Source organism: Marinimicrobium hydrolyticum, from assembly GCF_030848505.1.
Classification (GTDB): Bacteria; Pseudomonadota; Gammaproteobacteria; order Pseudomonadales; family Cellvibrionaceae; genus JAVDDU01.
In genome coordinates this window covers 37,695-56,035 of record NZ_JAVDDU010000007.1, presented here as the reverse complement: position 1 = coordinate 56,035, position 18,341 = coordinate 37,695, and the positions used below count along the sequence as shown (strand labels likewise).

The following is an 18,341-nucleotide window of genomic DNA, read 5'->3' as shown; positions in this document are numbered from 1 at the left end:
TAGGGCCGCGGGGTACTGCTACTACCTCGCGGCCCGTCTATTGCCCTTTCGGGTCAATTCTTTGCTCCGGTCAGCTTTACCACCTTGGCGGGTGCTGATCCATTCATTGCGGCACTAATACCGGACGCGGCTCTCTCGGCCATATCGGCCCGCATATCTTTCGCAATGTGAATGTATTTCTGGCTCGTCGCTAAGTCCTTATGCCCCATCACCGCCATAATGTGCGCAGCCTCGGCACCATTGACCGCCATAGACGTTGCCAAGCTGTGTCTCAGGCTATGCAAGACAATGCTGCTATCGAGCCCTGCCTTGTCGCGGATCAGTCGCCAAGGCTTGGATAGGCTTATGGGGCCCTCGCCACGCGCTGGCGGGAAAATGTAATCATCGGGCTTACCGTTGCGTTGTCTTGAGATAATCGCCTGTGCTGCTGCGGGCAATCCTATCGTGCGCGAATCACCGGTTTTGCGCCCGGTCTTGTGTTCGCCGCTGGATAAGATAGCTATGCCTTTTTTTAGATCTACATGCCGCCAGCGAAGCCCTGCAATCTCACCCCGACGGGCACCAGTGAGCGCAATCACCCGCACGGCATCTCCCGCCACTGAATTGAGGGCCGCCACGCTCTCTAGGTCGTCGATTGCTTGGAATAGTGCTTGGTAGTCCTCTGGCGCTAACACAGCCTGTCTGCGCCCGTCTTGGCTGACCTTTACGGACGCTGCCACGTTCACGGAAAGCAGCCCTTCCTCGGTCGCCCACGAATACGCGGACTTGAGTAATCGTATAGACATGCGCGCAGCACCCTCCCCGCCTTTCACTCGGGCTAATCCTCTAGGGCCGGTTTTTACAGTAGTGGCAGTCTTACCGGCCACAATGTCGGCATAGGCTCGCCAGATCACATCAACAGTGAGCTTGTCGGCAATCTTATTGCCTAGCAGCGGCTTGAGGTGTCGCTCTATCCGGCCACGGTCAATTGATTGGGTGGTGTCGGTCTTTTGTCCGAACTTGGCAGACGCTAGGTATCGGTCGAGAATGTCGGAGACTTTCAGGGCAGCGCGCCGAGTTCGCTTCTCTCCCAGTGGGTCACCGCCCTGGTTAACTTGAGATTGAAAACCTTTCGCTTTAGTCCTGGCCTGCTCTGGCGTAACCGATCCAAAGCGCCCCAGTGAAATACGGCGAGTTTGCCCCTCTGGGGTGCGATATTGAAAACAGAATGATTTGGTGCCGCTCGGTTGAATCACCAAGCCAAAGCCTGGAAGCGATTCATCCCAAACATAGTAACGCGCCTTTTTTGGCTCGGACGCATCAACTAACCGCTTTGTTATCTTAGCCATTTGGAACCCTTGTTTTCTGCTTACCCAAGCGCGGGTAAGCACAGGGTAAGCAAGATGCGGTAAAAGAAAGGTTAACCGCAGCATTGAAAGTAACTAGAATATAGCTACATTGCAAGGGTTTAGCAAGGGTTGGTAAATACGGGTAAGCAGGGGTAAATGGGTAGCAACAGCATTCATAATGCTGGGGTCGGCGGTTCAAGTCCGCCCCTAGCTACCACTATTCGAAAAGGCTGACAGGTTAACGCTTGTCAGCCTTTTTTATTGCCCTATCAGAAATCTCACTGCTACCAACAGGCCAGTGATACGCATGCCTCCTAGAGTATCAGTCTGCCCAACTCAGGTCCCCGGTGAAAACGACGGTGAGCCAGAGGTGAGGGCCCTCATAGCCGATCGCCTCGCCAATCTCATCACGCAGCGCATCCAACTCTCCGATGGTGCGGGCGGGGGCTTCCTCTGGAACAATTAAGTACAACTCTATCTCCCTCGAGCGGCCAACCCGGGCGACATAGGCGCGGTAGGTTACCAAGCCGTGTTTTTCGACAAAAGCCTGCGCGACTTCATCGACATGCTGCTTTAGTTCGGGTGGCGTCACAAGAAATATGTCGGCCAGCGCCTGCCTCACAGTCGAGACCGGCAGCGGGATGATAACCAGACAAACGATCGCAAGCACCGCCGGATCGATATAGGGGGAAATCCAATGCCACTGGGTTTCCTGTACGGCGTAACCCAGTGAAAAAGCCACCAAGAGCGCCGCCGTAATCCCCGCAGACATAATCCAGCCCTTTACATCCAGGCGGACGAAATCCGAGTTTATTCTGCGGTTTGCGCGCGCCGCGACCACGGCGATTACTATACAGACGACCAACGTGATCACTGCATAGACCATCGCCCACCCGAATTCTAAGTCACGCCCGCCGGCCATCAGGCTGGTCACGGCATTGAGCAACGCATAAACCGTCACTGCAATCAGCAAGGTACCATTCATCCCCAGCACCATGGGCTCCAGGTGCCAAAAGCCCATAGAAAAGCGTTCGGTGAGACGGCGGGAAAGTCCTTTGGAGTGGGCGAAGGACGTAATGAGATGAACAACCAGCAGCGAAAGCAGACTCATGCAGGCGTCCACCATGGCGTAGACACCGTCGAAGATGATTGAGTAAGATCCCGAAACCAAGCCAAACCCGAGGCCAAAAACGGCAATCATCAGTGTTGCCGTGATGGATACCTTGAGTACACCACGCTCGTCTTTCAAATCGAAGAGCCGGCCGCCATTCGTCAAAGTCGCCTCCATTCACAAGCTTCTCCATCCTTACTCTAACTTACAGAGTTTGAAGCCAGACGGCGGTTCCACGGATATCGACTTTGGGTTGCCTGCTTCCGAAGTGAATATGGAATTTTTCACTATTTCAATGACACAGCATTCGGTTCTTCAGTGAACTACTGATTTTTAGGCTGGTTCAGGTAGTTTTGTAGGTCAAACTCATTAAGTAAGCTGGGTTTCAGCGCTGATTGGGCTAAAGATGGCTTCCCACTTCCCGAATAGCTAGTCTGGTGAGTATCATCAGAGGCCTCAAGCTTTGAAAGAGAGAGCGTGGCCATGGATTCCACATAGGGTACCCGGATCATAAAGCTGCCGTTGGCCTTTTGAGCAACTTCTCCATCAATACCTTCCGATGAATTCCCATGAAACTCGCCGGCCACTAACAGCGGGTTATGCACAATGCCCTCTTTCAGAATATTCCCGTCGACATCGAGAAACTGGTAGCGCACGGCGTTTTTCTGTGCCGGCCGGGGAGAGGTGGCATTAAAGGTCCGATCCAACACCCGCATATTGTTGACATAATACCCATGCTGATCAAAATCAACATGCACCAGCAAGGTTTGTGCATGTGAAGCGAAAGTGAGACCCAGTAAAATACTGGCAATCAGTGCGCGCATGGTTACTCTCCTAACTCCGTTACGGTGACTTGCCACTCTACCGATGTTGAGCTGAGTTGTTCGGGGTCAGACCGAATGAGTCCGGTTACATCTTCGATGACGGCCCGAATGGAAAAGTCTTCTTCCTGCGGGGGCACAAACAGGACGTGGCCGTTGCTTAAGCTTTCTGAAAGCTCTTCATCGTTAAAGAACCAGCGTACCTTTTGCACCTCTGATCCGGCAAAGGGTTCGACAGCAAACACTCGGCTTCGCGTAGGCTGGATCGCCAACTCACGCAACATAGGAAAATCCCCCCGAATGACGCCAGCGTCCCGATAAACGGATAGCGCCCACTGCTCAGCGTTAACGGGCCCGAACGGCATGCCCATTGTACGCATCAATGAGTTGTTGGTTGGGCGCCAAACTCCATGCTCGCAATAGTTTCCTCCACGAAAATACCCTACTACATCGTTCGAGACACCATAAAAACTGGTGGGTATATTGTTCGTATCCGCATACCAATGTTTCCATTTAACTTTCTCGGGATTAGTTTCAATAGTAACGTTTGCCTGCTCAAACTCCACCTCGTTGAGGCATTCTCCGTAAGCATACTCGTCGGCAAGTAAAGCGAAGCTGTGCCCCATCTCATGAATAGCAACGTCGAAAGCCCATTGGTTTAGCGAGAACGTCGAAATGCCTATGCCCCAGTACCCTGCCCCACCATACTTAAGATCGTTAACCATGATCAGTATTTGATCAAACTGAGGCACTGTTTTTCCGGCAAAACCGATCACCGCACTAAGATCCGTGCACAAGCTTCTCTCAGTGCCTCCACAATTGAAGTAACTGCCGAAGGCGGTGTCCAATGTTGAATGACCTTCAGACCCATCAACAGCGCCTGATTCCGCAGAAATGGCTGGCGCGAGATGTACGTTCCAGAAGTCTTTGTGTACAGCTATGGTGGGCTCTTCAAAGAACTTATCCATAATCCGCGCGGCGTTCTCTACCAGTTTGTCTTGTTGATCGCCAGTAAAGCCATCCCCGGTGATCATCAAGTCGACACCGACACCATTGGAGGTGCCCTGAAGTACGGATACTTGATCTGAATAGGTCGGGTATACGATTAAGTCAAAGTGCCGACTTATTTGTAAATTGTGCTCATCCGATAGGCTTACTCGGAAAGTAGCAATGGTAGACTCATCCACGATGGGCGCATGTAACACCAGCTCATTTTCTGACTGAACAAACTCGATTTCTGGCCCTTCGATTTGTTCAACCTCATAGATAAGTTTCGTTGAAGTAAAGCTATGCCCGAAGATGTCAATGGTGATGGATTCACCCGAACCGACATCATAGAATGCTCTTGTAAACCCAACAGCGGGCTGAGCATCGGCAGGAAGGTAATCCAAATGGTAGCTCAGACTAATCGTACAAGGCTGCGTTGCTGAAGAGATAACATAGCCCGCCTCGTCCAACTGACCCTGACAATCACTCTCCAATGTTGAGGAGTACCAGGTTAAGTCTTCAACCGGCACTGTGAAAGTCTCGCCCGGCTCCAACTCAAACGAGGTGAATTCAGTATGGCCATCCCGCTGGACCGCCTTAGTGATGGTTACTAGTTGTTCAAAATGCGCACTGACTGTGCAGCCCTGATGAATGGGCTCTGTCACGTAGGTGTTTCCATCCAGCCTGCCACCACAACCGGTCACTGAGTCGAGTGTATACCCCTCGCTGGGCGCTACAGTAAATCGGGTAGTCCTGCCCTCAGACACTGTTCGAGTACTTGGGGTAATACTGCCACCGTCGGAAGCCGATGATGTAACGAGGTGGGCTTCAGGACTATCGTCCGACCCACCATCGCAGGCCGTTATCAGGAACAAGGACACGATCAACGGAAGGAAAAGCGCGCATCTGGCTGCCTGCTTGTGTTGAGGTCGGCCGCTGGTAAGCACTTCGACGGCCCTCACCACCAAGCATCGGTAGCTTCTTATTTTTAGGACTTGCCTCATCTTGAATGATCCTTCTTCTCGGTGAGTAGGCTTTGCCTCTATAGCGCATCAGATTCCAGGAGCACCTACGGCTTTAGCATTTTTCTGACAGTGGGTCGTATCAGGGATTACTCAGCTATTCGCTAGACGCCAGATTTTTGGAATTAACATCATTAATAAATTCTTCGAGAATATTATCGATTGATTGTTTTGTGGATTTCAATGTGGCATTAGTCATAGCAAACGGGCCTCCAACCCACATCTGACCACCCTGAGCTCCACCTTCTGAGCGATATGTCTTGTTAAAGATCTCTGTGTTGGAGTTGAGAACTTTTATATTCAAAGTCGTATAGGCCCGATAGTTCTTGAACTCAAAATCCTCCAACTCAAACTCGATTAAATTCCCCGCCCCGCCTTCACTTTTCTTGAGTTTCCCAAAGGCAGACTGGACATAATCCGCGCTCAGCGTTTGGTCTAGTATTTTCCCAAACTCAACTATCCATAGATGGGCGTACCCAACGGATCCGGCTCTAAATTGGTAGCTATGATTCTTGGTTTCGTCCGCAATGAAGTACTCTGCATCCAGCTCAGTGTGAGAAAGGACAGTTTCAGCGCCGTAATTGGCGAGATGTCGATCATAATCTATCGCAACCGGATGGTTAATGGTGCACCCAGCGGTAAGTACAATAAACAGAAGCGCCAAAACACACGCCATTTTTTTCATCGTAAGTGTCCTTAATTGATTATTAATTTTCAATCTTTATATCACGCAAGCGGCGCAATTTCACGCACAGCGGAGCATGGCGCATTTTCCCCTGAAAACCAGCACTAGCCAGGATGGTTATCTCTGGGAAGCGCGTTTCGGGGGCTGGCTCATGTAATTTGATGGTGCCTGGGAGCCTTCCCAAAAACCGGCGAATTCTAGGGAATGCCGAAATTTTGTGGGTACCCCCCTTGACTTATGGCTCGCTCGGGCACATTTTTATAGGTGAGAGGCGCGAAAAAGAAGACCTTGGATTTATGGTTTGCAGGCCCTGTAGACGTTTGTTTTACAACTGAGGTAATCCTAACTATGCAAATAAACCTTTCCGGCCACCATCTCGACATCACCGACGGCATCCGTAGCGCAGTAAATAGCAAATTCGCCAAGATTGAATCCCATTACCCCGACATCAGCAGCTTGTCCGTCGCCCTGACGGTTGAGCGGCAAGAACAGCGGGTAGACCTTACCACCCAGTACCTGGGCGCCACCGTGGCGGTTCATGCCGCTCAGGGCGACCTGTACGCCGCTATCGCCGATGCCGCTCGCAAGTTGGATGCGGCCCTGGCAAAACGTAAAGGTGCTTTGGGGGCACATCGCAACGCCAAGCCGCAATTGGACGACGAGCCTCAAATGGAGGATTCAGAGCCTCTTGCTGCTGAAGGCTGATCAGGCCCCGGCTTCCACGGATGGAGGCCATAGAAATCCTCACTCCAGCCAAACCGGGTAGTACTCATACTGGCAGTAAGTACCAGCCATATCGCACACTCTGAGTATGGCGTAGACCTTTTGCGGTAATTCGTAGATAAGGTGGCTAATGTCCGTCACTGTATCGTCCCAGCCACAAGCCATGGTCAGATCCGAGTAGTACTGGCACAGGCGAATGGCATCCTGATCGCATTGCCGCCCCGCCCCGCACACTTCCGTGTACACCCGTCGACTGCCAGACATAGTCGGCACATCATTGATTCGAAAATCCACTCGATAACTTCTCGGGCTATCCACCCGCCAGTCGATTTCAAATAGGCCCGCGTCGTAGTAAGGGTCGAGCACTAAAGCGCTGCGGTGGTCAAACTCGGTGTTGACGCCGTAGCTGTCGATTAGATGAAAATCCAGCAATATGGGGCGGAGGTCGTACGCGGTGGGACCACTGGGGCCTGGATCGCTCACGTAGACGGTGCGCCGTTCGTTGCAGCCCAGCAACACAAAACTGACGAGGATGACGGCAAGTGCTCTGATAGGATTCATGGCGGTGGCTCCTTTTTTAGGTGTCACCTCATCCTACGACTGGCCAACTGAATCGTGGCTGAACAGCGCTTAACCCCAAATACCGGTGGCGCCGTCCACCACCAACCGCACCCCCGCGACCAGCAACAGCACATAACAGCTCAAGTAGAACCACTTTTCCGACACCCTCTTGTGCAGGAAAACCCCTAGCAGCACACCCAGGGGTGCCAAGGGCAGGAGCACCAACGAGGTGAGCAAGTTACCGGGGCTGAGCTGGCCAAACCAGGCGTAAGGAACCAGTTTTACGTAGTTCACCACGGAAAAGAACAGTACGGTAGTGCCCACAAACACGGTTTTAGGCATGTGTTGTGGCAATAGATAAATGGCAATGGGCGGGCCGCCCGCGTGGGCAATGTAACTGACGTAACCCGACAGGGTGCTCCAGAAGCCACCACGCCACACACTGCGAGGCTGGGGCTTAAGACGTTGCAGCAAGTACTTACCCCAGAGGTAGTGACCGACAAAATACAGCGCCATCAGGCCCACCATGAAGCGAATCATGTCCGCATCCATATACTGGAAGGTCAAGGCGCCGCCGACGAGGCCTAGCATGGCCGGTGGCAGCATGATGCGCAGATTGCTTTTATCCCAGGCGCCGCGAAAGCTCCACAGGCTGACCAGGTCCATGGTGCAAAGGATTGGCAACAACACCGCGGCCGCCAGACGCGGATCCACCAGCAGCGAAAGAACCGGTACGGCCAAAGTACCCAAGCCGCCGCCAAAGCCGCCTTTGGAAATGCCGACCAGTAGTACGACCGGTACGGCCAGGGCGTAAAACATCCATCCTTCGATCATGTTTGCTGCTTTGCTCCGGCCTTAGTGGTGGAACCCGCCCGTGGATTCCCGCTTTCGCGGGAATGACGGCAGGTTGTCTGAAATCAGCGCGGCAGTTTACCAGTAGCGGGGACGTTGTGCAGAAGTGAAGGGAACGAACCGCCTCGTCGGCCGAAGCTCAGCTGGTCCGAGAAGCGCCGATAGCGGCCAAACCGCGGAACACTCACCCTTTGCGACCCGAGGGCTCGCTTACGAAGTTGGTAATCAAAGGTTTATTCTGGACAGCAGTGCGCGTGCGCCGGAATGATAAGCGAGAGTAGGCGCCACCCGTCTAATCATTAGGAAATTAGTCTTTTTTCTGTGAGCGGCCAGGGCCTTCCCGATCCATACGATCCAGCTCCCGTTGATAGGCGTCGATGTCTTCCCAATCGAAGGGGGTGCCGGCGTGGATATGCTCCGGATGCTGGGCGCGCTTTTTTGCCTGGGCTTGCAGGGAATGGTCATCCGTTTGCGGGTGCTTTGCCTCCAGATCTTTGTGGTCTTTTGGCGGCTCTTTTTTGTGGTGCTTGAGGAAATCCAGCTTCATGGCGTGCCCTCCAGGCTTGTTGGTACTTTGACACACTACTGGCCGGCAAGTTTTGCGGCAACCACCTAACGCCGTTAGGCGGCTAAGCTCATTGGCGTTACAATGAGGACCACTTTCTCTGATACATGGGTACTTGATTATGTCTCGCACTTTGACACCTCTGGATCAGTTCATTACTCGCGCCGATCGGCTCTTGCGAGGGATAACTCATACCTCAACAGCACCGAAGGCCGAGCGGCCTTCCCCAGCACACAAACAACCCGAGGCGCCCTTAAAAGCGCATGAACGGAAACACGCCGCGGGGTTAATGCGCGTCAATCACGCGGGGGAAGTGTGCGCCCAGGCGCTGTATCGAGGGCAAGCACTCACCGCCAAGCTGCCGCAGGTGCGCAATGATATGGAGCGCGCTGCCGCTGAAGAAGTGGATCACCTGGTGTGGTGTCAAGAACGCCTTGATGAGCTGGGCAGCCATGCCAGCTACCTCAACCCCCTTTGGTACGGCTTGTCGTTTACGCTGGGTGCGGGCGCCGGCCTGGTGGGCGATCGAGTAAGCCTAGGTTTCGTCGCCGCCACTGAGGATCAGGTATGCCAACACTTGGAATCCCACATGAAAAAACTGCCCGTGGGTGATCGCAAGAGTCGAGCGGTGGTCGAACAAATGCTCGACGACGAAGCGCGCCACGCGGACATGGCGTTGGCGGCGGGTGGCATGCGCTTCCCCGCGCCGGTGAAAAGTCTTATGACGATGGTTTCCAAGGTGATGACGGAAACCAGCTATCGTCTTTAATCGGTTGTTTAGGCTGGCGTTTCTTCAATTACATAGTCGTGCGTGATTTCCACACCGGCCGCTTCAAGCATGATGGAGGCAGAACAGTACTTGGTGGCCGACAACTCCACCGCCCGTTTAACTTGCGACTCCTTGAGTGCACGACCCGTCACGACAAAGCGCATATGGATTTTTGTGAAGGGTGAAGGCACGCCTTCGGCTCGCTCGGCATTCAATTCTACCCGGCAATCGGTAACCGCCTGACGGGATTTGCCGAGGATACTCATAACATCGAACGCCGAGCAGCCTCCCAGTCCGAGCAGCAACATCTCCATGGGCCTTACACCCGTGTTGCGGCCACCATGGTCCGGCGGGCCATCCATAACAACGCTGTGCCCACTGCCGGACTCAGCCAAAAACTGGGCCCCATCGACCCACTTAACGGTTCCTTGCATACTTGACCTCTTTTCTTGTCAGCACCGATTGGCGGCGCCAAGAGTAGCACATTCGCGGTTTGTCACCCAATTCCACAAGCGGCGGAGCATTTGGTATTTTCTCTGGACAAGACTTGTGAGTGGGCTTATAACTGCTACTCAAAGTTGGTAGCATGCATACTCTCTATGGTGGTTATGACTGCCTCAGCGCGTTAAGATACACCAACGCTTGTTTTTAGCAATGTTCAGGAGTCGCACCTTGGTCGCCGTCTCACTTACACCCCATATCAAGAATGTGGAAGAATTTCTCAGCCACTGTCATCGTCGCCGCTACCCGGCCAAAAGCACCATTATCTACGCCGGCGACAAAAGCGACTCCCTGTACTATATAGTCCGGGGCTCGGTCACTGTATTGATTGAAGACGATGAAGGGCGGGAAATGATTGTCGCCTACCTCAATGACGGCGACTTCTTTGGTGAGATGGGATTGTTCGACCAAGAGGATTCCCGCAGCGCCTGGGTACGCGCTAAAACCGAGTGTGAAGTGGCAGAAATCAGCTACAGCAAATTCCAGGAAATAGCCGAACAATACCCCGAATTCGTCTTCGCATTAAGCAGCCAAATGGCGCGCCGGCTGCGTGCCACTACCCGTAAAGTGGGTGACTTGGCATTCCTTGATGTCACCGGTCGCGTAGCTCGCACTCTGCTTGATTTGTGCAAAGAACCCGATGCCATTACCCACCCGGACGGCATGCAGATCAAAATTACCCGGCAGGAAATTGGTCGCATCGTCGGATGCTCCCGCGAAATGGTCGGCCGAGTGTTAAAGACTCTGGAAGATCAGGGCCTGGTGGAAGTGAAAGGCAAAACGATGGTGGTGTACGGAACACGCTAACTCAAATAGCTACGAGCATCGCCTCCGTCACAGCAATTAGGGCGTCCTTACCGTTGGGCTGGGGATAAGAGTGCTATAGCCGGAGTTACTGGGGGCGTGCAGGGTGAGTGTTCAGCAAGCCTCAAAAGAGGGATCTTTTGAGGCAGTCCCCAGGGAAGGGTTTACGACGTTTGCTGAACACTCACCCTGCGCGGCCCGGGGACTTGCTTACGAAGCTACTAATTCGACTATTTATTCTGGACAGTAGTGGGAAGCCAACGAGAGCTTCCAAGGCTGTACTCGCAGCGTGTATCAAACTGCCGGAGACTTTCCCTACTCTCTACACCCCTCGCCTCAACTGAAAAAACGCTGCAACGCCAAACCCGGATCCGGTGCGCGCATAAACGCTTCCCCTACCAAAAACGCATGCACATCCCGGCCGCGCATGGCCTGTACATCGGCCGGGGCCAGAATGCCGCTCTCCGTTACCACAATGCGTTCGCTGTCGATAGCGGGCAACAGTTCATAAGTGGTTTTAAGGCTAACTTCAAACGTGTGCAGATTGCGGTTGTTAATGCCGATCAGTTTATTGGGAAGGCCCAGGGCCACTTCCAACTCCTCAAGATTGTGCACTTCCACTAACACATCCAGCCCCAGCTCCAACGCCAAAGTGTTTAACGCTCTGAGCTTCTCCGGCTCCAGTGCAGCCACAATCAGCAGCACGCAGTCCGCTCCCATGGCGCGCGCTTCGTAGATCTGATATTCGTCCACCAGAAAGTCTTTACGGATTACAGGCAAGCTAACTGCTGCGCGCGCTTGACGTAAGTAGTCGTCAGAGCCTTGGAAAAAATCCACATCGGTTAACACTGAAAGGCAAGCCGCCCCACCCTTCTCGTAACTGCGCGCCAAATCCGCTGGCACAAAGTCCTCGCGAATCACACCTTTACTGGGAGAGGCTTTTTTAATTTCCGCAATCACCGCCGGCTCACCGCCGTCCACACGATCAGCGATGGCTTTCACAAAGCCACGCGTAGGTGGTTGCTCGGTGGCCAATTGCTGCACCAGGGATTGCGGCGCGGTTTTTTTACGCTCAGCGATTTCTTCCCATTTGCGGGCGATGATTTTGCGTAAAACAGTTGGTGTATCAGTCACGCCGGGATTCCTTACGGTAACGATGTATTATCGAAATGGACAGAATGTTTTTTTCTGATTATTCAGCCGTAAAGCACTGAGTAAACGCGGCCAGCTCGTTAATTTTTTCGGCGGCTAAACCACTGCCAATGGCGTCCTGAGCCATATCCACACCCTCGGCCAAACTCTGGGCAACGCCGCTCACATAGATGGCGGCACCCGCATTCAGGGCGATGATATCCGCTGCTTTGGAGCCGTGTTCGCCACGTCGCTTTCCCAGAGCATCCTGTATCAGGGCCAGGGAGGCTTCAGCGCTATCCACGCTCAAGCCAAGTAGGCTTTGGCTGTTGATACCGAAATCTTCGGGCTTGATAACATACTCGGTCACCCTGCCCTTATTCAGTTCCGCCACCTGGGTTTCTGTTGCCAGGGAAATTTCATCCAAACCGTCACGGGCGTGCACCACCATCACATGCTCGCTGCCCAAGCGGCCGAGCACTTCGGCCATGGGCCGGCATAAGGCACCGTTAAAGACTCCAATCACCTGACGCTTCACGCCCGCGGGATTGGTCATGGGGCCAAGCATATTAAAAATGGTCCGCAGCCCTAACTCTTTGCGCGGCCCAATGGCGTGTTTCATGGCGCTGTGGTGGGCGGGCGCAAACATAAAGCCAACGCCGATTTCCTGTACGCAACGGGCAACCTGCTCTGGGTTCAATCCCAAATGAATGCCCGCCTGTTCCAGAACGTCCGCACTACCCGTGGAGCTGGATACCGAGCGATTGCCATGCTTGGCAACTTGCCCGCCGGCTGCGGCCACCACAAAGGCGCTGGCGGTGGACACATTGAACAAGTTGGCGCCATCGCCGCCGGTGCCGCAGGTATCCACCAAATACTGAGCGTTGATGTCCACCTTGGTAGCCAACTCGCGCATGACGGTAGCCGCGCCGGTAATCTCATCCAGCGTTTCGCCTTTCATGCGCAGGGCCACCAAAAAACCACCGATCTGGGCCGGCGTGGCCGCTCCAGTCATCACCTCACGCATAACCGCTGTCATCTCATCGGTACTGAGGTCAATGCGATCCACCAATTTGGTCAGTGCTTGTCTGATGTCCATGTGCGTCTCCCGCTAATGTGACCGAGCTTTTACTTAGGATCCAGAAAATTACGCAGCAAATCGTGCCCTTGTTCCGTCAAGATGGATTCGGGGTGAAACTGAACACCCTCCACGTCCAGGGTTTTGTGCCGCACCCCCATAATTTCCGCGCGCTCGCCATCTTCACTTTGCGTCCAAGCGGTGACTTCCAAACAATCCGGCAAGCTGGCTTTGTCAATTACTAACGAGTGATAGCGGGTTGCGATCAACGGATTTTTCAGGCCTTTAAACACGCCCGTGTCATTGTGATAAACCGGCGAGGTTTTACCGTGCATAACCTGAGGCGCGCGCACCACCAAACCGCCAAACGCCTGGCCAATGGCCTGATGTCCCAAGCAAATGCCCAGTAAGGGGATCTTGCCCGCAAACGCTTCTATCGCGGCCAGTGAAACGCCCGCTTCGTTGGGAGTACAGGGCCCCGGCGAAATGACAATTTTTTCCGGTGCCAAAGCAGCAATCTCGGCCACTTCGATTTCATCGTTGCGCACCACTTTTACATCAGCGTTCAGTTCGGCCAAATACTGCACGACGTTGTACGTAAAGGAGTCGTAGTTATCGATCATCAGGATCATTGCTCGACTCCTCTTTGCACCATGTCGACGGCCCTGAAAATGGCGCGCGCTTTGTTCATGGTTTCTTTCCACTCCAATTCCGGCACGGAGTCAGCGACTACGCCGCCGCCGGCCTGCACGTACAACTTGCCGTCTTTGATCACGGCGGTGCGAATGGCAATGGCCGTATCCATATTACCGTTCCAGGCGATGTAGCCCACAGCGCCGCCGTAAACGCCGCGCTTTTCGGTTTCCAGTTCGTCAATAATTTCCATGGCGCGAATTTTGGGCGCCCCAGACAAAGTCCCGGCGGGCAAAGCGGCGCGCAGCACCGACATGGCGGTCAGATCCGGCAACAACTGCCCGGTCACATTGGAGGTAATGTGCATCACGTGAGAGTAGCGCTCCACCACCATTTTGTCGGTGAGCTTGACCGTACCGGTTTGCGACACTCGACCTACGTCATTGCGGCCCAAATCAATCAGCATCAAGTGCTCGGCAATTTCTTTGGGATCGTTGACCAGATCCTCTTCCATGGCTTTGTCGTCTTCGGGTGTGCGGCCACGTCGGCGAGTTCCGGCAATAGGGCGCACGGTCACCTCACCATCTTCAAGGCGGGCCAGAATTTCCGGGCTGGAACCTACCACCTGATGATCGCCCAAATCCAGAAAATACATATAGGGGGAAGGATTCAAGTTGCGCAGGGCGCGATACAAATTCAGTGGCTCGGCGGAGAAGTCGATGGACAGGCGCTGGGACGGCACCACCTGCATCACATCGCCGGCCAGGGTGTACTGTTTAATGCGCTCCACCGCTTCCATGTAACGCTCTTGACCCATGTGCGAACGGAATGCCTGCTCAGTAGCGCTGGTGCCTTCCAAACTCATAGCGGGCACTTCCGGCACGGGCAACTTTAAGCGGGCCACGAGTTCATCCAGGCGTGCCTGTGCAAGATCGAACGCGGATTCCAATTCCGGGTTGGCGTGAATCACCAGAATCAGCTTGCCGGCCAAATTGTCGAACACCAACACTTCGTCGGAAACGGTGAGCAATATGTCCGGTGTACCCAGCACATCGTTGGGCGTGCTCTCGCGCAGATGCGGCTCGACATAGCGCACGCAGTCGTACCCAAAATAGCCGACCAGGCCACCGGTAAAGCGGGGCAGATTGTCCAGCTCCGGAGCTCTGTAGCGCTCTTTGAAGGTTTCCACGAAGGCCAGGGGATCGTCGCACTCGAAGCTCTCGACCTGCTCGCCGTCGCGTTCGATCTGAACTTGATTGCCGTATGCTCTAAGCACGGTGCGGGCGGGCAGACCAATCATGGAATAGCGGCCCCACTTTTCGCCGCCCTGCACCGACTCAAATAAGTAGGAATAGGGCCCGCGCGCCAACTTCAAATACGACGATAGAGGGGTGTCCAGATCCGCCAGGACTTCGCGCATTACCGGAATGCGGTTGTAGCCCTGAGCGGCCAATTGGGAAAAGTGTTCGGGGGTCATGCTTATACCTTTCTGATCGCGCAGATGGCTGAGCCTCTGCGCATCACGTTATTTTTTCTGGAGATTTCCATGCTGGGCCTAACTGGGCCAAGCGGGGATTTGCCCGGAGAGCGGAGACGCCTGAAGACTGAGTTAGCCGCAGGCAAAGGGTCTCAGCCACGCCATCGGGCAGGGAGCAGTGCGGGGATATGCAGATATAAGCCGGACCGGGTCACAGGGCTTCTCCTGGTAAACGTGAAACAGAGTCTACTGAATTACGAGGCGGCTGGCTAGCCTGCCCCAGAGTCGTTGACCACCTGGGCAATCTGGGCTCGCAAACCGGCAATGGCCTGTCGGTAATCTGGCGCGCCAAAAATCGCCGAGCCAGCCACAAAGGTATCCGCCCCGGCCAGCGCTGCGGCACCAATAGTGTCCAGATTTACCCCCCCGTCCACCTCCAAGCGAATCGGCTTGCCGCTGCGATCAATTAAATCCCGTGCCTGGGTCAGTTTGTCGAGGGTGTAAGGAATAAACGTTTGGCCGCCAAAGCCAGGGTTCACCGACATCAACAGCAGCATATCCAGCTCATCCAGTACGTACTGAATCTGGTCCAAGGTGGAGCTGGGATTCAGCACCAATCCCGCCTGGCAGCCCGCGTCTTTGATCAGGCGCAGGGAGCGATCCACGTGGCGGGACGCCTCGGGATGAAAAGTGATATAGCTGGCGCCGGCCTGGGCAAATTTCTCAATCAGGGCATCCACCGGTTCCACCATTAGGTGCACGTCGATGGGCGCTGTGATCCCATAATCTCGCAGCGCTTTGCACATCATGGGACCGAACGTGAGGTTGGGGACATAGTGATTGTCCATCACATCGAAATGGATTATATCCGCACCGGCTTCCAGCACGGCGTCCACCTCTTCTCCTAGTCGGGCGAAATCCGCTGACAAGATGGATGGGGCGATTTTAAAGTCCCGTTTAAAGTTCTGCATAAAGTTTCCGATGTAATCTCTACAGGGGTGTCACTCGTCCCCAGCATTGTACCCAATCCCCAGACGCGGAGCGACACAGCATCATGAGGTATTTCCTCCCAGCTCCCAGTAAGCTCTGCGCCATTTGCCTGGCCGCCCTGCTGGCGTGGCCCAGCCATGCCGAAGATGAGCAGGAAGAGGCCGAGGCGACCATTGAGGAGCCGGCGCGTTTTGCGTCCCGCGCCGAGCGCGATCGGGCGTTGCTGGCAAGTGCGTTTCCCCGCGAAGCACACCGGCTGAACACGCCGGAGGGGGAAGTTCTGATGCTGCTCAAACCGGCGCTGCACGCTGAGCCCAAAGGCACTTTAGTGATGGTACACAGCGCGGACAGAGCAGGCGACTGGCCCCCCGCCTGGGAGAATCTGCGCCGGGCGCTACCCTATTATGGCTGGGCCACGTTGGCGCTGGCCGTGCCAACGCCACCGGGGCCAGTAATTCCGCCCCGGCCGGTGGAAACACGGGAAGAAGTGGAAACCGCCGCTGAGGCTGACGCGGCACCGCCCGAGGAAGCTCCCGCTGAGGAGGAACCCCTGACCCGGGAACAACGTATAGCCGCGCGCCTAGATGGCGTCTTAGCTCTGCTAGAGGCCGACGCCGCTCAAAATTTGGTTCTGTTGGTGGATAACGTGAACGCCAGTGCGGTGTTTGCCCATGTAAAACCCGAACTGCAGGTGGGAGAGCCAGGCGAGCAGCCAGGCCACAGCCCTTTGGCGGGTCCGATACGCGCCCTGGTGCTCGCTAACCTATACCCCAGCCAACCGCTATCCCAAGGGCAACTGGAAGAATTGTTTTCAGTGCCCGAATTGCCCGTTCTGGATGTATTTCCGGAAAACGAAACACCGGCCAACCGGCGCCAGCGCCAACTGCACCGCGGGCTAGCTCAGCGTCAGAACATGGCACATTACCAAGCGCTGGCTTTGCCCTACCCCCGCACGCCGGACTTGGATGATTCAAGTAGCTACTCGGTGCTGAGACTACACAGTTTTATGACACACCAGAACAATGCAGAGACACGCCGGCGCATTGACTGAACGTCAGTCAGTGCTCACCGCCTGCGCAATGGCCCGGCCCACATAATCCATTTTGTCATCACTCAAGCCAGCCACATTGATGCGGCTGTTCGCCGTCATATAAATGCTGTAGTCAGTGCGCAGCCGCGCCACCTGGGCTTCACTCAACCCCAAAAACGAAAACATGCCCCGCTCCCGGGCAATAAAAGAAAAGTCACGCTCAGGCAGGTGATTCGCCAAAGTCGCCACCAAGGCCTGCCGCAACCCCTGAATGCGGGCGCGCATCTGAGCTAACTCATCGCTCCACAAACGAGTAAGTTCGGGCGAATGCAAAATGATATCGACTATGGCGCTGCCGTGGGCTGGCGGCATGGAATAAAGCCCTCGGGTTACGCTGAGCAATTGACTGTGACACGCCAGAGCCTGTTCAGTGTTAGCGCTCACCAACGTTAAAGCGCCTGCACGCTCCCGGTAGAGGCCAAAGTTCTTGGAAAAAGAGCTGGCAACGATCACCTCCGGCAACCGTTCCGCCATCAAACGGGGCCCAAAGGCGTCCTCCTCCAGCCCCTCCCCCAACCCCTGGTAAGCCGAGTCAATCAAGGGCACAAAATTGCGCTCAAGCGCCAAGTCCGTCAGTTGTCGCCACTGCTCCGGTGACAGATCAGCGCCGCTGGGGTTATGGCAGGACGCATGAAACAAGACGACATCCCCAGCAGGTACTCGAGTCAGGACTGAGAGCATAGACTCGAAATCCAGGCTGTGGCTTTCATAGTCGTAGTAGGGATACTCCTCCAAAGTGAGCCCCGCTCCACCCAGCAGCGGCACGTGATTGGCCCAACTGGGTGTGCTAACCCAGACCCGCGCTTTCGGTCGGGCACGCGTAATCAGCTCCGCCGCCACACGCAGAGCACCGCAGCCACCTGGCGTTTGAATGCTCCGAACCCGGTCTGCCCGTAGAGCGGAGTGCCCAGCGCCCAATAAAAGCTCATTGACCACCTCATTAGCACCCGGATAACCGGCTGGGAAGGTGTAAGCTTTGCTGGTTTCTGCTCGCAGCCGCTCCTGCTCCGCCGCCGCCACGGCGGCCATGATCGGAGTTGCACCGGCTTCATTGCGGTAAACCCCCACCCCCAAATCCACCTTGTCAGGATTGGGATCTTCCCTATAAGCAACGCTCAAGCCCAAAATGGGGTCGCTAGGCAGTAAGGGCAGGTCTTCAAACATAGGGGACTCCGGGTGTGAACGGGGCGAATGCCCAAACAGTTCGTCGAAT

19 protein-coding genes and 1 tRNA gene are annotated in these 18,341 nt (G+C 54.9%); 5 read left to right on the top strand and 15 right to left on the bottom strand.

Annotated elements, in window-relative coordinates; genetic code table 11:
* Window positions 1-53 precede the first annotated feature (53 nt).
* Entirely contained in the window at window positions 54-1,328 is a 1,275-nt protein-coding gene (locus tag RBH33_RS12965; protein WP_306732631.1) for a site-specific integrase, read from the bottom strand.
* Between the two features lie 145 nt (window positions 1,329-1,473).
* Here RBH33_RS12965 and RBH33_RS12960 point away from each other — a divergent pair.
* Window positions 1,474-1,545, top strand: a tRNA-Leu gene (locus tag RBH33_RS12960).
* A gap of 105 nt (window positions 1,546-1,650) precedes the next feature.
* Here the strand turns inward: RBH33_RS12960 and RBH33_RS12955 are convergent.
* The 4 genes from RBH33_RS12955 to RBH33_RS12940 form a co-directional block, all read right to left on the bottom strand.
* Window positions 1,651-2,616, bottom strand: coding sequence for a cation diffusion facilitator family transporter (locus RBH33_RS12955; RefSeq protein WP_306732630.1), 966 nt, complete (start codon window positions 2,614-2,616; stop codon window positions 1,651-1,653).
* A gap of 146 nt (window positions 2,617-2,762) precedes the next feature.
* Complete coding sequence (locus tag RBH33_RS12950) at window positions 2,763-3,263, bottom strand: hypothetical protein (RefSeq protein WP_306732629.1); 501 nt, start codon at window positions 3,261-3,263, stop codon at window positions 2,763-2,765.
* A 2-nt stretch (window positions 3,264-3,265) separates the two neighbouring features.
* On the bottom strand, window positions 3,266-5,251 hold the full coding sequence (locus tag RBH33_RS12945) for a M64 family metallopeptidase (RefSeq protein WP_306732628.1): 1,986 nt from the start codon (window positions 5,249-5,251) through the stop codon (window positions 3,266-3,268).
* Between the two features lie 115 nt (window positions 5,252-5,366).
* Entirely contained in the window at window positions 5,367-5,954 is a 588-nt protein-coding gene (locus tag RBH33_RS12940; protein ID WP_306732627.1) for a hypothetical protein, read from the bottom strand.
* 348 nt (window positions 5,955-6,302) lie between these two features.
* On the opposite strand from RBH33_RS12940, the gene hpf reads away from it, so the two are divergent.
* Window positions 6,303-6,659: a ribosome hibernation-promoting factor, HPF/YfiA family gene (hpf, locus tag RBH33_RS12935; protein WP_306732626.1), complete on the top strand. Its 357-nt coding sequence runs from the start codon at window positions 6,303-6,305 to the stop codon at window positions 6,657-6,659.
* Between the two features lie 39 nt (window positions 6,660-6,698).
* On the opposite strand, the gene RBH33_RS12930 is transcribed toward hpf, so the two are convergent.
* The 3 genes from RBH33_RS12930 to RBH33_RS12920 form a co-directional block, all read right to left on the bottom strand.
* On the bottom strand, window positions 6,699-7,238 hold the full coding sequence (locus tag RBH33_RS12930; RefSeq protein WP_306732625.1) for a hypothetical protein: 540 nt from the start codon (window positions 7,236-7,238) through the stop codon (window positions 6,699-6,701).
* 69 nt (window positions 7,239-7,307) lie between these two features.
* Window positions 7,308-8,072 carry a sulfite exporter TauE/SafE family protein gene (locus RBH33_RS12925; RefSeq protein WP_306732624.1) on the bottom strand — a complete coding sequence of 255 codons (765 nt, stop codon included), beginning with the start codon at window positions 8,070-8,072 and terminating at the stop codon, window positions 7,308-7,310.
* 325 nt (window positions 8,073-8,397) lie between these two features.
* Window positions 8,398-8,637 (bottom strand): hypothetical protein, encoded by a 240-nt coding sequence (locus tag RBH33_RS12920; RefSeq protein ID WP_306732623.1) that lies wholly within the window; start codon window positions 8,635-8,637, stop codon window positions 8,398-8,400.
* 139 nt (window positions 8,638-8,776) lie between these two features.
* Here RBH33_RS12920 and coq7 point away from each other — a divergent pair, with 139 nt between their 5' ends.
* A complete protein-coding gene (gene coq7 / locus RBH33_RS12915; protein ID WP_306732622.1) occupies window positions 8,777-9,424 on the top strand; it encodes a 2-polyprenyl-3-methyl-6-methoxy-1,4-benzoquinone monooxygenase in 648 nt (215 codons plus the stop codon).
* 8 nt (window positions 9,425-9,432) lie between these two features.
* On the opposite strand, the gene RBH33_RS12910 is transcribed toward coq7, so the two are convergent.
* Complete coding sequence (locus RBH33_RS12910; protein WP_306732621.1) at window positions 9,433-9,858, bottom strand: OsmC family protein; 426 nt, start codon at window positions 9,856-9,858, stop codon at window positions 9,433-9,435.
* A 238-nt stretch (window positions 9,859-10,096) separates the two neighbouring features.
* On the opposite strand from RBH33_RS12910, the gene crp reads away from it, so the two are divergent.
* On the top strand, window positions 10,097-10,732 hold the full coding sequence (gene crp / locus RBH33_RS12905; protein WP_306732620.1) for a cAMP-activated global transcriptional regulator CRP: 636 nt from the start codon (window positions 10,097-10,099) through the stop codon (window positions 10,730-10,732).
* Between the two features lie 333 nt (window positions 10,733-11,065).
* Here the strand turns inward: crp and trpC are convergent, their stop codons facing one another.
* The 5 genes from trpC to rpe form a co-directional block, all read right to left on the bottom strand.
* Window positions 11,066-11,863: an indole-3-glycerol phosphate synthase TrpC gene (gene trpC, locus RBH33_RS12900; RefSeq protein WP_306732619.1), complete on the bottom strand. Its 798-nt coding sequence runs from the start codon at window positions 11,861-11,863 to the stop codon at window positions 11,066-11,068.
* Between the two features lie 58 nt (window positions 11,864-11,921).
* Window positions 11,922-12,959 (bottom strand): anthranilate phosphoribosyltransferase, encoded by a 1,038-nt coding sequence (gene trpD, locus RBH33_RS12895; protein ID WP_306732618.1) that lies wholly within the window; start codon window positions 12,957-12,959, stop codon window positions 11,922-11,924.
* Window positions 12,960-12,988: 29 nt separating this feature from the next.
* Complete coding sequence (locus tag RBH33_RS12890) at window positions 12,989-13,570, bottom strand: anthranilate synthase component II (RefSeq protein ID WP_306732616.1); 582 nt, start codon at window positions 13,568-13,570, stop codon at window positions 12,989-12,991.
* The gene (trpE, locus tag RBH33_RS12885) at window positions 13,567-15,048 is read right to left on the bottom strand and encodes an anthranilate synthase component I (RefSeq protein ID WP_306732615.1); all 1,482 of its coding nucleotides are present in this window, start codon (window positions 15,046-15,048) and stop codon (window positions 13,567-13,569) included. Before trpE ends, RBH33_RS12890 begins: the two co-directional genes overlap by 4 nt.
* A 269-nt stretch (window positions 15,049-15,317) precedes the next feature.
* Window positions 15,318-16,019, bottom strand: coding sequence for a ribulose-phosphate 3-epimerase (gene rpe / locus RBH33_RS12880; RefSeq protein WP_306732614.1), 702 nt, complete (start codon window positions 16,017-16,019; stop codon window positions 15,318-15,320).
* Window positions 16,020-16,102: 83 nt separating this feature from the next.
* Between rpe and RBH33_RS12875 the strand changes: the two genes are divergently transcribed.
* On the top strand, window positions 16,103-17,089 hold the full coding sequence (locus tag RBH33_RS12875; RefSeq protein ID WP_306732613.1) for a DUF3530 family protein: 987 nt from the start codon (window positions 16,103-16,105) through the stop codon (window positions 17,087-17,089).
* A gap of 3 nt (window positions 17,090-17,092) precedes the next feature.
* On the opposite strand, the gene RBH33_RS12870 is transcribed toward RBH33_RS12875, so the two are convergent.
* Window positions 17,093-18,292, bottom strand: coding sequence for an amino acid aminotransferase (locus RBH33_RS12870; protein WP_306732612.1), 1,200 nt, complete (start codon window positions 18,290-18,292; stop codon window positions 17,093-17,095).
* Between the last annotated feature and the right edge of the window lie 49 nt (window positions 18,293-18,341).